At 50.0% G+C, this 13,234-nt stretch carries 12 protein-coding genes; 8 read left to right on the top strand and 4 right to left on the bottom strand.

The features are described 5' to 3' along the window. Nucleotides 1-66: 66 nt before the first annotated feature. Complete coding sequence (locus tag J3482_RS04135; RefSeq protein ID WP_146821273.1) at nt 67-1,329, bottom strand: adenylosuccinate synthase; 1,263 nt, start codon at nt 1,327-1,329, stop codon at nt 67-69. A 141-nt stretch (nt 1,330-1,470) separates the two neighbouring features. On the opposite strand from J3482_RS04135, the gene J3482_RS04140 reads away from it, so the two are divergent. From J3482_RS04140 to J3482_RS04155, 4 genes are read left to right on the top strand one after another with little or no spacing between them, the layout of a single operon-like run. Further along, nucleotides 1,471-2,352 carry a LysR family transcriptional regulator gene (locus J3482_RS04140; RefSeq protein WP_146821271.1) on the top strand — a complete coding sequence of 294 codons (882 nt, stop codon included), beginning with the start codon at nt 1,471-1,473 and terminating at the stop codon, nt 2,350-2,352. 41 nt (nt 2,353-2,393) lie between these two features. Further along, nucleotides 2,394-3,065, top strand: a complete 672-nt coding sequence (locus tag J3482_RS04145; protein ID WP_146821269.1) for a response regulator transcription factor — start codon at nt 2,394-2,396, stop codon at nt 3,063-3,065. Further along, the gene (locus J3482_RS21500) at nt 3,062-4,615 is read left to right on the top strand and encodes a sensor histidine kinase (RefSeq protein WP_223203966.1); all 1,554 of its coding nucleotides are present in this window, start codon (nt 3,062-3,064) and stop codon (nt 4,613-4,615) included. The genes J3482_RS04145 and J3482_RS21500 overlap by 4 nt, the downstream gene beginning before the upstream one ends. Continuing rightward, complete coding sequence (locus J3482_RS04155) at nt 4,572-5,369, top strand: lipoate--protein ligase family protein (protein WP_236017875.1); 798 nt, start codon at nt 4,572-4,574, stop codon at nt 5,367-5,369. The genes J3482_RS21500 and J3482_RS04155 overlap by 44 nt, the downstream gene beginning before the upstream one ends. Nucleotides 5,370-5,425: 56 nt before the next feature. Here the strand turns inward: J3482_RS04155 and J3482_RS04160 are convergent, their stop codons facing one another. Together J3482_RS04160 and J3482_RS21505 are read right to left on the bottom strand one after the other, a co-directional pair. Next, the gene (locus J3482_RS04160) at nt 5,426-6,700 is read right to left on the bottom strand and encodes a sensor histidine kinase (protein WP_146821267.1); all 1,275 of its coding nucleotides are present in this window, start codon (nt 6,698-6,700) and stop codon (nt 5,426-5,428) included. A 61-nt stretch (nt 6,701-6,761) separates the two neighbouring features. Continuing rightward, on the bottom strand, nt 6,762-7,445 hold the full coding sequence (locus J3482_RS21505; RefSeq protein WP_146821265.1) for a response regulator transcription factor: 684 nt from the start codon (nt 7,443-7,445) through the stop codon (nt 6,762-6,764). A gap of 177 nt (nt 7,446-7,622) precedes the next feature. Between J3482_RS21505 and J3482_RS04170 the strand changes: the two genes are divergently transcribed. Then, the gene (locus J3482_RS04170) at nt 7,623-8,837 is read left to right on the top strand and encodes an MDR family MFS transporter (protein WP_146821263.1); all 1,215 of its coding nucleotides are present in this window, start codon (nt 7,623-7,625) and stop codon (nt 8,835-8,837) included. A 19-nt stretch (nt 8,838-8,856) separates the two neighbouring features. Here J3482_RS04170 and J3482_RS04175 read toward each other — a convergent pair whose 3' ends face one another. Next, nucleotides 8,857-9,225 carry a hypothetical protein gene (locus tag J3482_RS04175; protein WP_206922098.1) on the bottom strand — a complete coding sequence of 123 codons (369 nt, stop codon included), beginning with the start codon at nt 9,223-9,225 and terminating at the stop codon, nt 8,857-8,859. A gap of 238 nt (nt 9,226-9,463) precedes the next feature. On the opposite strand from J3482_RS04175, the gene J3482_RS04180 reads away from it, so the two are divergent. Genes J3482_RS04180 through J3482_RS04190 form a run of 3 tightly spaced genes read left to right on the top strand, consistent with a single transcriptional unit; the run spans nt 9,464 to nt 13,193 of the window. Continuing rightward, complete coding sequence (locus J3482_RS04180; RefSeq protein WP_206917630.1) at nt 9,464-10,429, top strand: ABC transporter ATP-binding protein; 966 nt, start codon at nt 9,464-9,466, stop codon at nt 10,427-10,429. Between the two features lie 15 nt (nt 10,430-10,444). Beyond that, nucleotides 10,445-11,410, top strand: a complete 966-nt coding sequence (locus tag J3482_RS04185) for an ABC transporter ATP-binding protein (RefSeq protein ID WP_146821260.1) — start codon at nt 10,445-10,447, stop codon at nt 11,408-11,410. Between the two features lie 52 nt (nt 11,411-11,462). Continuing rightward, entirely contained in the window at nt 11,463-13,193 is a 1,731-nt protein-coding gene (locus tag J3482_RS04190) for an ABC transporter substrate-binding protein (protein WP_236017889.1), read from the top strand. The last annotated feature ends 41 nt before the right edge of the window (nt 13,194-13,234 follow it).

Below are 13,234 nucleotides of genomic sequence, written 5' to 3' on the forward strand. Positions count from 1 at the left end.
CACCGTGTATCCTTCTTTCTAATCCGATTCATCGGAGGTACCTGTCTTGAGCTATCTCGCAATGGCTTAACGGTTGCGAATCATCGTCTGATCCCGGCCTGGTCCTACTGAGACATAATTTACGGGTACGTTCACGACCGCCTCGATATACTCGACGAATGCGCGGGCGTTCGCAGGAAGGTCACTATACGAGCGGCAGTCTGACAAGTCTTCCTGCCAGCCATTGAGCCACTCAATTTTTGGGGTCACCCGCTCCATATCCGACGCCTGCAGTGGCCAGATGTGCGACTCACCATCTAGTTCGTAGGCAGTGCAGACGCCAATTTTGTCGAGACCGGAGAGCACGTCGAGCTTCATCAACGCCAGTTCCGTATAGCCGTTAATCCAAGCACCATATCGCAAGGTCGGCAGGTCTAGCCAACCACACGCGCGTGGACGGCCAGTGGTCGCTCCAAACTCGTGGCCCTTTTCTTGCAAATAAGTTCCGTTTTCATCGTGCAATTCCGTTGGGAACGGACCTGCGCCTACCGCCGTCGTATAGGCTTTGGTAATCCCTGTGATGCGGCGAATCGCTGTCGGTGGAATGCCCGCGCCCGCTGGAATGCCTCCAGAAATCGGCGAAGAAGACGTGACGAATGGGTAGACGCCCCAATCCAGGTCTCGCATAATACCCAGTTGTCCCTCGAGTAGCACGTGTAAATCTTTTTGTGCTGCCTCGTAGAGCAGCGGGGTTGTATCTTGAATGTACGGAAGCAGACGCTCTCTCGCAGCCATCAGTTCGGTCCACATCTCGTCAAATTGTCCATAGTCCTTGAGTTGCGGAATGCGGGTTAGTTTTGCCTCCCAGGCTTGACGCAGTCGCGTCTCAAATCGGGACAAGTCGCGCAGTTCGCCAAATTGGAGACCAAAGCGCCCGACTTTATCTTGATAGCTGGGGCCAATGCCCTGCAGTGTGGTGCCAACCTTTTTTTTCCGCTGCTCCTCTTCCCACGCATCCTGCCAGATATGGTATGGAAGAACCATATGCGCGCGCTCTGAGATGACAAGGCGTGACGTGTCGATGTTCCCTGCTTCGAGCGTCTCTAATTCCTTCACCAGTTGCCCTGGGTGGATGACCATGCCTGCACCGAGGACGGATGTTGTATGTGGATGGAAAATGCCGGACGGAACGAGGTGAAGCGCAAATTTCCCGTACTTGTTGACAATCGTATGTCCTGCATTGCCACCGCCTTGGTAGCGAACGACAATGTCGGCCTGTTCGGCCAAGTAGTCTACCATTTTGCCTTTGCCTTCGTCCCCGTACTGCGCACCAATCACTGCATGAAACACTTGATGACCCCCTCTAGGAAAATCCTTTTTCAGTGTACGACTTCATTTGATATGTGTAAAATGAATGATGTGTATGAAATGGATGCGAATATTGTATAACGGTTTGTTCGCTTCGGATGGCAAAGGGAGGCATACCTACCAATGCTCGGTGCCTATCAAACGTTTCTTACGGTGGTCGAGCACGAGACCGTGTCGGCTGCCGCAGAGGTGTTGCACACCACACAACCCACCGTCACGCGGCAGATTCAGCAGTTGGAGCGCACTTTGGGGACGACCTTGTTCGACCGGGTTGGCAAACGGCTGATTCTGACCAGAGCAGGTGCGAAAGTTTACGATACAGCGCGCGAGCTTCTACAGACACAAACGCGGTTGTTGGATGCGTTGTCAGAATTGACTGACCCGGAGCAAGGAACAGTCCGTCTCGGTTCTGGTTTGACTCCATGTATCTATTTATTGCCAAATGTCATTGCAAACTACGCAGCTGAGCACCCTGCAGTCCGATTTCATATTGTGACCGGGTCGTCAAAGGAGGTCACTGAGCGGCTTGTGCGGCGCGAGATCGATCTCGCCTTTGTCACGACGCCCCCTGCAGACCGTGACCAGTTTACCGCTATGCCGTTGTGGCGGGATGAATTGTGCGTCGTCGTGGCGCCGTCGCATCCGCAGGCCGGGGTGCGTTGTTCGGTTGGTGACATGGCGGAGATGCCGCTGATTTTGATGCGATCTGATTCTGGTTTGCGGCAAATTGTCGACCAAAAACTCGGCGCTCGGCAGGAGGGCTTGCGCGCTGTCGTCGAAACAGACAGTTTGGAGGCAATTAGCCGCTTTGTTCAAGCTGGGCTTGGCATGGCGGTGTTGCCGAAATCGGCGGTGGCCGACGACGTAGCGCAAGGGCGTTTGGCTATAGTCACACTGACGGACGCCACGCTTGGTGCACGCACCATTACGGCCCTTACGCGCCGAAGTAGCGGCTTGCCTGCCGTAACTGCCGCGTTTGTCCAGTTCTTGATGACACTTACCTAAGCCTAAGTCGATGGGTTCAGGTAACATGGGAGGGAATGGACGTGGTTGTTCTGTTAGTTGAAGACGAGCCCGGTTTTGCTGAGTTCCTAGCGTTGGAGCTTGAACTTCAGGAATCTGTCGTGCACATGGCGTTAGATGGTAAAACGGCGTTGGATTTCGTGCAAAACAATACGTATGACCTTGTGCTCCTGGATATCAACTTGCCTGACATTAGTGGTTTGGAAGTTTGTAGGGCGCTCCGCGCGACAATGACTGTGCCCATTATTATGCTGACGGCTCGTGGAGATGTGGCGGATCGGGTGGAAGGACTAGACGCTGGCGCTGATGACTATTTGGTCAAGCCATTTGCAATTGAAGAATTATTTGCACGGATTCGGGCAACGATGCGTCGACAAGCGGCAGGATCTATGGCAAATCCACAAATCCATTTTGGCCAGGTCACCGTACAGCTTGATACGCATCGCGTAACATATCAGTCGCAGGAGGTCGAGTTGACCGCCCGCGAGTATGACTTGTTGCTCTATTTATTGCGTCACCCGAATGTCACGTGGTCGCGCCAGACACTACTAGAGCGCGTTTGGGGGTTTCACGCGGCAGTGGACACGAATGTCGTGGATGTTTATATCGGATATTTGCGGCAAAAGGTTGACCCGCATAAGGCGTTTATCAAAACGGTTCGCGGACAGGGCTACCGCTTTGAGGTGTCATTGTGAGGGAGCGGAGGTTAAGCGCCCGTATTAGTTGGTGGAGTGTCGTTTGGTGTGCAATTGTTCTTTTTGTATGTACAGTATTGTATACCATGTCGTTTCATGCGCGCACGCTTCAGTCGTACAAGCGCGTTTTGGCGCTTGAAATGGCAGTTTTACTCGGCCAAGGTGTCGACAAATTGGCTATCCAGGGCAGCGCAAGTGATTGGGATCGGTATGCTGCTGTGACCGATTCTGCGGTTCGGTTGGCGAACGACCGCGGGGACGTCTTGTTTGAGATTGGGAGTCCTTCGTTTTCCATCACGCGTATGGACGCCATTATAGCGAAACTATCTCAGCAACCATTTTTTGCGAATCACTCATCGTCAAGTTTATCCAATCCTGTGGTGTGGAATGACACGTATGTATGGCATGACAAGACGGGGACGCATCATGTCATTATCGCCTCGAGACGTGTAAAGTTTTTGAATGGGACTAGCGGTACATTGCAACTATTTAGTCTGACAGACGCATTGATGCAAGAAACTTGGCGGACAATGGCTTGGTTAGCGGCGATTGACGTGGTTGTGCTTGCATTGTTCGCGTTGGGGATGCGGTGGTTGACAAGGCGTGGATTACGGCCGTTGAAGCTGCTTATAGATGGGATTCAGGAAGTAGAGTGGCGTCAGTCGGCACGCATCAAATTGTCGAATGTCCCGCAGGAAATTGAGTCTCTTCAGCAGTCTATTAACCAATTACTTGATAGGATTGACGATGGCGTAAAAGAACAAAACCGCTTTATTGCGGATGCTTCGCATGAGCTGCGCACGCCATTGGCCATTATTGCAGGGCATGCAAATTTGCTGCGCCGCTGGGGGCATAACAATGTACGTGTTTGGGAGCCTGCGGTTCGCAATATCAATTCAGAAGTGGACCGACTGCAAAAACTCGTCAACCAACTTCTCGTTTTGGCCCGTTTGGAAGAACTGCCTCCCCGGCATGTCGAGGGATTGACGAGTGCTCAGCTTCGAGAACTTTTCCAGCGGTTGCGAGAGGATGCTCGAGTTCTACGTCCAGATCTCGATATTGTCGTTCGGGTTCATTTGACGAAAAATGCGCGCGCGTATATTGATGCAGATGATCTTCATCAAGTTCTGGTCGTTTTGATGGATAATGCACTGCGACATACAACGGATGGTTATGTGGAGTTAGCGGCACATGGGGACGAAGGGATGGTTCGTTTCACCGTGACGGACACTGGGGAGGGAATTCCAGAGGAGGTTGTCGCCCATGTGTTTGATAGGTTTTATCGCGCGGACGGCGCCCGTAAAACGGAAAGCCGGGGGGCCGGTTTGGGCCTCGCGATTTGCAAGCGACTGGTCGAATCCTACCAAGGCAGGATTTATTTGCGGACCAAGCTTGGAAGAGGGACGACTGTGATCATTCGATTGCCCGCACAAGAATGCCCCTCACCGGTGTTTCAATCGACGGATGAATTGGTGCCGAAGAGGTACAAAAAGGAGAAACCAAGAGATGATACAGGAACATCTACTGACGCTGATGCCACCAAGCATTGAGTTGAATACTGGAGAAGATTCTTCGGATGCAATGCGCAATATTCTTTTGGATGACGAGTGGGCACGGGAAGTCGGTCGGCAAGAACGTATGCCAACTGTCCGCGTATGGCGCCACGCACCTGTTCGGGGGCTTGTTGTGAGTAAACGTGACGTCGCGGGGCCTCAGGGGGAAGTTGCGATGGCCACGATGGATAGGCTGGGCTGGCCGATTTTCGTCCGACCGACCGGCGGTACGGCTGTGCCGCACGGGCCTGGGGTGCTTAATTTCTCTCTGCTTTTTCCGCGCATAAAAGATAAGGTGACGACAGATGCGTATTATCAATTGCTTTGTCAACCGATGTTGGATTGGTTTACGAGTATGAACCTTGTGGCGACGACGGGTGCTGTGCCGGGGAGTTACTGTGATGGGAATTACAATGTGTTGGTCGATGGCAAAAAAGTGGTTGGCACGGCACAAGCTTGGCGTGGTGGGCTGGCTGGTACGAAATCGAGGCACCCGGGATACGTACTCGCGCACGCCTGTATTGTGGTTGATGTTGACATGATGGAAGCAACGGATGTCATCAATCGCTTTTATGAAGAGGTCGGAGACCCATACCGTGTCGATGCCAGCACATCGACTTCACTGGCCGATGTGCTAAGCGAGGTACGACCAGGGCAGACGTATTCTGCAACTACTGCCCAAAAGGAATTTGTCACATTTCTCGAGCGGTATTATCGAAGTGCAGGTATCGTGGTTCATGTACGCTCCTGATGGTGCAGAGCCCGTGATGTGTCGCTGCCCCACGGGTCGACGGGCCCTGCGGCGCATCACGTTGTACTATTGTTGCCACCACGTGGAAATTTGGTGGGAATCGGCAACTCGACATGGACGGTCGTGCCTTTGCCAAGCCCTTCGCTGTCGATGCCGATCTTACCGCCGTGCGCTTCCACCACCCAGCTTGCGATGGAGAGGCCAAGGCCAGTGCCCTTTGCGGATTGTTCGCGGGAGCGGGCGGGATCAACCGTATAGAATCTGTCAAATACTCGCTTGAGATCTTCTTTTGCAATCCCGAGCCCTGTGTCCTGAACGGAAATGACAGCAAAATTACGCTGTTGTGTTAACGTGATGTGGATGCTTCCTCCTTCTTGTGTGAACTTCAAGGCATTGTCGAGCAGAATCACTAACAACTGATGCAGCCTATCTCTATCGCCTGAAATGGTAATTGGCACGGGGGCGTCAGCTTTCAACTGAATTCCTTTCATCTCGGCTAGCGTCTCGTACAACTCGTGAATATGCAGGATGAGATCCCGCAAATCGACGGCATCATGCTCAATATGCACTTGGTCTGAGTCCGAGCGGGCGAGCGTCAACAAGTCTTGGACGAGCTTGGACAATCGTCGCGACTCGCTGTGTGCGTTGTTTAGCCATTCCAGGTTTTCAAGCACGGTTTCATCGGTGTGTTCCATGACGATACCAAGGTTTGATTGAATGACTGCGAGTGGTGTACGCAGTTCATGCGAAGCGTCGGCGACGAATTCGAGTTGGCGTTGCCAGGCGGAGCGGATTGGGCGAAGCATACGGTCGGCGAGGATGAAGCCGACTAGGGTCGCACCGACTAGACCAAATGCGCCGACAATCAGAATGATATGCTGCAGGTACGTAAGTAAACGGAGACTTCCACTATCCTCCGTCAGGGTCGCTAGGTAAATTCGCTGTCCACCGGAGGTGGCTTGCCACGGAATGAACAGAATGCGGAAGTGGCCGTTGCTCGACGTGTAATTAAGGTAGGTCTTGGTCGTCAAGGTCGATATTCGGTTGTTGATTTGCGTGGCTAGGTTCTCTCCGAATTCAGCAAGTTCCGGCGATGCATATAAAGGCTGCCCAGCCCCATACGCTTCAATAATATAGACGCCCGGAATTTCTTGCGGCGTGACAAACCCAGGTGTCAGAATTTCACGGGCTGCCCGGTTTAACTGTCCGTCGATACTCTGCATCGCCGTGCCGCGGATAATCGCAAACACCGCAAACGAGGTGATGGAATAGAGAACGATTAACAAGATGACAGACAGTAATGTAATACGAAATCGCAGTCGTCTAAACAATCACAGACCTTCTTTATCCTTTGACATCGTTTAGCATGTACTATGCAAGAGACTTCGTGTCTCAAGCTTGCGGATCAGGCTGGAAGATGTAGCCGACCCCACGGACGGTTGCAATGTAAGACGGTTTATCTGGTTCGTCGATTTTTTTACGCAGAAAGTGTACGTAGTTTTCGACCGCATTGCCGATGACATCGGCGTCTGGCCCCCACACTCTATCGAGTATGATTTCCTTGGAAAGCACTTTGCCTTGATTGCGAAGGAACAGCTCCAATAGCTGAAATTCCTTAGCCGTGAGTGTCAGGGGTTCCTCGTTTCGGGTCACTGTGCGCGTGGTGAAATCGAGCCGGAAAGGCCCAGCCTCCATCGCGTCGGTGCCGCTGATTTGCCCTGTGCGCCGCGTCAAAGCCCGCACGCGTGCGAGAAGTTCCTTGTTGTCAAACGGTTTAACTAGGTAGTCATCCGCGCCCGCGTCGAGACCGACGACCCGGTCTTCCACGGTGTCCTTGGCGGTGAGTAAGAGTACCGGGGTTTGTACATCCTGTTCACGCATACCTTTGAGAATCTCGATACCGGACATGCCTGGCAACATAATGTCGAGGATGACGATATCGTAACTATCTGTCGTCGCTAAGTCGTAACCCGCTTCCCCGTCGTGTGCGACATCGACGATGTATTGATTTTCCTTAAACAGCTGTTTTAGCGCCGACGCTAGTCGCCGCTCGTCTTCCACGAGTAAAATACGCACGTCATCCCACTCCCACCCTGGCGAATTGTCTATCCATATTGTACATGGTTTGCACGTGACAATGAACGTGCTATACTATCGCGGGCTCACGAAAGTACAGACAAAGCACATCATTGAAGTTGTACCATAAAGCTACGTGGCTGCTTGCCGCGTGTATCACGGTTTCAGGAGGGGCTAATGGTTCGCACGGAGCGTTTACATCGACAGTTAAAATCAGATATTCCCATGATTGTCTGGTTATTAGGGCTCGGATGCCTTTTAAACGTAGGCGGACTGTCTCTTTTGTGGCCCGTGAACGCTATCTATATCCACACAAATTTACATAAAAGTATGGCTGTCGCCGGTGTCGTGTTGATGGTCTACTCTGGCACAGGTCTTTTTGGCAGTTTTCTCGGCGGTTGGCTGTATGACCGCTACGGCGCCATCCGGGTAATGGTTACGACGCTTGTCGTCAGTTGTTTTGTCATCGTCATTCCCGCCTTTACTGCAAATTTTGCGATATACGTAGGCGTTATGGCCCTCTTTGGCACGGCATGCGCCATTCCATTTCCCGTGTTGAATGCAGTCGCGGGTCATGCTTGGCCAGGCGGTGGTCGCCGGGCGTTTAATTTTCTCTATGTCGCCAATAATCTGGGCGTAGCGCTGGGGACCGCTCTCGGTGGTCTCATGGCTTCGCACTCGTTTCATGCTGTGTTTTACGGTATTGCGTTAGGATATGCAATTTTACTACTGCTTGTCGTCACCGCGCTGCGAGCCCCCTTGCAGCAACTTCAGCAGGTGCATCAGACAGCGCGCAAGGAAGCTGCTTCCCGGTTGCAGGAGACCATCCCATGGGGCGGAATTGGTATCTTGCTGGCCGGTTATATCACGGCGTGGATTGTCTATGTTCAATGGCAAAGTACGGTGTCTGTCGACATGCAGGCGTCTGGTTATCCACTGTCGCTATATAGTCTTTTATGGACTATCAACGGGCTCTTGATTTTTCTTGCGCAGCCCGTAGTCGCGTTTGTCACTCGGCGTATCCCTGCATTGCCGATGCAGATGGTTGGTGGCACGGTTCTATTTGCCCTCAGTTTTACGGCGATGTTGTTTGCACATCACTATGCCGTGTTCGTATTTGCGATGGTTCTAACGACACTCGGAGAGATGTTTGTGTGGCCCGCAGTCCCCGCCGCTATTGCACAAATTTCGCCATCCAGCCGCTTAGGGACGTTGCAGGGTTTGGTCAGTAGCGCCGCAACTTGCGGACGGATGATTGGCCCTGTGCTGGGAGGTATTTTGTATGATGAAGGTGGCCTTCAACGGATTCTTCTTTACGCGGTGCTGACGCTGGCGCTTCCGGTCATCTTGTTTTTGTTCTATCAGCGCCAGACGAATTCACATCGCTCGTGATTTGCCGCTGGTGTTGCTGTCATTTGGGAATCGGTCGTGGGGGCGGGGCGGATGTCTTGTGGCCGAGGTGTCTTATTAAGACATCCCGGCCCATTTCGGCATAAGGCAGGAAATCCACTTTAATTCCCGGGATCGTTTTCATCGGGTAGCATTTTAGATAGAGCACCTCAGGTGTCTTAATCGGTAGGAATCTACTGAAAACCCAGAAATAGCGCACAGAATTCACCTTATATTGGCCTATGCCTATGCCTATGCCTATGCCTATGCCTATGCCTATGCCTATGCCTATGCCTATGCCTATGCCTATGCCTATGCGGCTCGTCACGGCATGCCCGCTCTCTTCGCGCAATTCAATGAGATCTATATGATACGTGTAAGATTTTCTCACGAATTAAATCATAAGAGAATTCTTAATTTACCTCAGAAAAGGTTTAAAAACCCAATTGCGGTGCGGTTTTTTCTAATTACCGACCTAGTATAGAAATTTATGGTCTATTTACAAGGTGCAAATCCGCCGATAAAATCACGCTATAACAACGGAATAGTAAGTTAATTTTGATTCATGGGAGTATTTATGACTGCTGAAAATGAGATTGCGGACTAGTTGGAGTTAAGGGGGGAGATGGATGTCGGAACCATTACTTTCCATCCGGGATTTAAAAACCTACTTCATCAGCAAGGATACAGAGGTACATGCTGTTGATGGCATCGACATTGATGTGTTGAAGGGACAAATTGTTTGTATCGTCGGCGAGTCTGGCAGTGGAAAAAGCATGACTTCACTATCCATTATGCGATTGGTGCCAAAACCACGCGGTAAGATTATTTCTGGAGAGATTGTACTCGACGGCATAAATTTATTGGAACTATCAGAAAATCAAATGACTGAGGTTCGGGGAAACGAGATTTCCATGATTTTTCAAGAACCAATGACTGCACTTAACCCGGTGCTGACGATTGGTGATCAAATTACGGAGGTGTTGTTGCGGCATCGTAAGATGAACAGAAAGGATGCCTTGGCGCGAGCTATCGAGATGTTGAAGTTCGTCGGGGTTCCTCGAGCGGATCAGATTGTCAGGGAATATCCGCACCAGTTGTCAGGTGGCCTTCGCCAACGCGTGATGATTGCCATGGCGATGGTGTGCGAACCTAAGTTGTTAATTGCTGATGAGCCTACGACGGCGCTAGACGTGACAATTCAGGCACAAGTGTTAGATCTCATGCGCAAAATGCGCAGTGATTTTGGCACAGCGATTATTCTAATCACGCATGATCTTGGCGTTGTTGCAGATATGGCCGACCATGTAGTCGTTATGTATGCGGGGCAAGTCGTAGAGTCAGCCAACGCTGACGATCTATTTGAGGAACCAAAGCATCCTTACACCAAAGCGCTGTTGCAATCTATTCCGTCTATTGAAAAAGATCTGGATGTATTGTATTCCATTCCAGGTACGGTTCCGGATGCTGCGGCATTTCCAGTAGGTTGTCGCTTTGCTGAACGTTGCCCGGTGGCACAAGAGTCTTGCAGTCAACGTATGCCAACGCTGCGTGAGATCTCGACTAATCATTTTGTTCGATGCGATTTGCTGTAAGTGGGAGGTGAGAGTATGACTGACCATCTATTAGAAGTTAAAGAATTGAAAAAATATTTTCCGATCACTGCCGGTGTGATGAAGCGCACGGTCGGACATGTGAAAGCAGTAGACGGAGTTTCGTTCTTTGTTGATCCCGGCGAAACCCTAGGCATCGTCGGCGAATCGGGATGTGGCAAGTCGACGACGGGTCGTATGATCATGAGAGTATTGGACTCGACTGCGGGGAGTATTTACTTCGATGGCGAAAATATTACACGTTTACATGGAAGGAAATTGCGAAGGATTCGTACGAAATTTCAAATGGTATTTCAAGACCCGTATGCATCGTTGAACCCTAAGATGACCATACGTGAAGTTATTTCTGAACCACTTGTTGTTAATAAGATGTTGTCTGGTCGACAGGTTGTGGATAGGGTGGCCACCCTTTTAGAGACAGTAGGCTTACGGCCTGATGACATGATGAGGTATCCCCATGAGTTCTCAGGTGGCCAACGCCAGCGCATCGGAATAGCTCGCGCTTTGACCTTAAATCCAAAACTAGTTGTGGCGGACGAAGCGGTTTCGGCACTGGATGTGTCAATTCAATCTCAGATCTTAAATCTTATGGTCGATTTGAAACACCAATTCAATTTGTCCTATATCTTTATTTCTCATAATTTAGCGGTTGTGCGACACATTAGTGATCGTGTAGGTGTCATGTATCTCGGACATATGGTCGAAATATCTCCGAAGACAGACCTTTATGATAATCCTTTACATCCTTATACACAGGCGTTACTGTCAGCCGCTTTGGAGCCAAAACGTAAAGGACAGAGGCAACGAATGATTCTTCGGGGCGATGTTCCTAGCCCTGCAAATCCACCTGCGGGGTGTCCATTTCATACTCGTTGTCCACAAGCGATTGAACAGTGTAGAACTCAGCGCCCAGTCTTACAGCAGGTGCGACCTGCGCATTTTGTGGCATGTCATTTGTACTAGATAGGATTGGGGTTGAAGATATATGAACTCAGTAGGGGGCATTTACGTGAGAATGATGAAAAGAACAACGCTATCCACTATTGCACTTGCTGCGTCTGTCGCGGTTGTTTTAACTGGGTGCGGAAATGACACGTCAAGTACAAACAATGCTGGTGGTTCCAACTCAGCCGTGGATAGTGGAACCCCTGTAGACGGTGGGACATTGACGATGGCTGATACGACGAAGTGGGAAGACATGTTTATTCCATATCTCAATAACGCTTCACCTACTTTCGCGATGTGGGAATTATCGTTTGAACCATTGATGAGTTATGATAAATCACTGAACATTAAGCCTAATCTTGCTCAGTCATGGTCCTATTCGAATGGTAATAAAACATTAGATATTAAACTTGACCCAAATGCTAAGTGGTCAGATGGAAAGCCGATTACTTCTGATGATGTACTCTTGTTTATGAATTTCATTGGTTCGAAAGTGTACAATACCACGGATCAAGGCGAATATGGCTATCTAGTACAGCCTGTAGTTGGTTCTGAAAAAATCGCAAGTGGAGCGGCTCAGTCGTTTGCTAACACGGGTGGGTTTAAGAAGATTAGCAATACAGAATTTCAAATTAATTTTAGCAAAGCGGATGCTGCAGTTTTAGCGGCGGATGTGTCCTCCTACATCCCTTTGCCCGCTCATGTATTAGGGAAAATACCGTTTTCCCAGTGGATGAATTCGGATTTTAATAAGAAGCCAACGGTTGTTTCCAGTGCTTATATTCCAACACAGGTTAACGGCCAAAGTAGCGTTGAATATGATGAGAATGATAATTATTTCAAAGGGAAGCCGCATATCAGTCACATTGTTCTCAAGTATGTGTCGGAAGACGTCCTACCAAGCTTAATTGAGAATGGGCAAGTTGACATGAATATAGAAGGGAATAATCTTGACACGGATTCATTTTTGAAAATGGAGAAAGATCCTAACTTAAAAACAATTGCACAGCCAGCGATGTCTTATGGTTTCGTCGGTATGAAAGTGAATGAACCGAAATTCCAAAATGTTCAGTTGCGACAAGCCATGGAATACGCCATCGACAAACAAGCTATTATTCAAGGGGTATATAAAGGACTAGGCAAGCCTGCGTACGGACCGATTCCGTATTTTGATTGGGCAGCGGCAACGTCGGCGGATGGTATGAATACCTATGCGTACAACCCGACAAAGGCGAAACAACTACTAGAGCAAGCAGGTTACACAATTCCTTCCGGTCAGAAGTGGAGAATAGATCCGAAGACTGGAAAGCCGCTTGTATTCCACCTTGTGTACTCCAGCGGTAGTCCAGAAGTCCAGGCAATTTGTACGGCGGTTGCACAGAATTTGCAGGCGGTGGGCTTAAATGTGCAATTGGAAACGCCTCTTGATTTTAATGTCATGTTGAAAAAGATTGAGACAAATGATTCGAGTCTCGATATGTTCTTCTTGGCAAATGGTATTGGTACCGACCCAGATCCGAGGGGATCTTGGATGTCTACAGATCCGGGGAATTTGGACAGCTGGAAGGATCCTAAAAATGATGCGTTAATCGACGACACGTTTGGTGCTAAAGCGTTCAATCAAACATACCGTAAACAGGCCTTTGTCAAGTGGCAATTGTACGTGAATCAACAAGTTCCTATGTTATTCCTTTATGACCGGGACGACACTTGGGCCTACAGTGCGAAGGTTCACATTCCTGCCGATTCGTGGATCCCTGGCGGATATACCAATATTCAGGACTGGTGGATTTCTCAGTAACGACTACTGGCAAAAATGGGGGAAGGGGAGCAACGCTCTCC

The sequence above is a fragment of the Alicyclobacillus suci genome (assembly GCF_017329615.1).
GTDB lineage: Bacteria > Bacillota > Bacilli > Alicyclobacillales > Alicyclobacillaceae > Alicyclobacillus > Alicyclobacillus suci.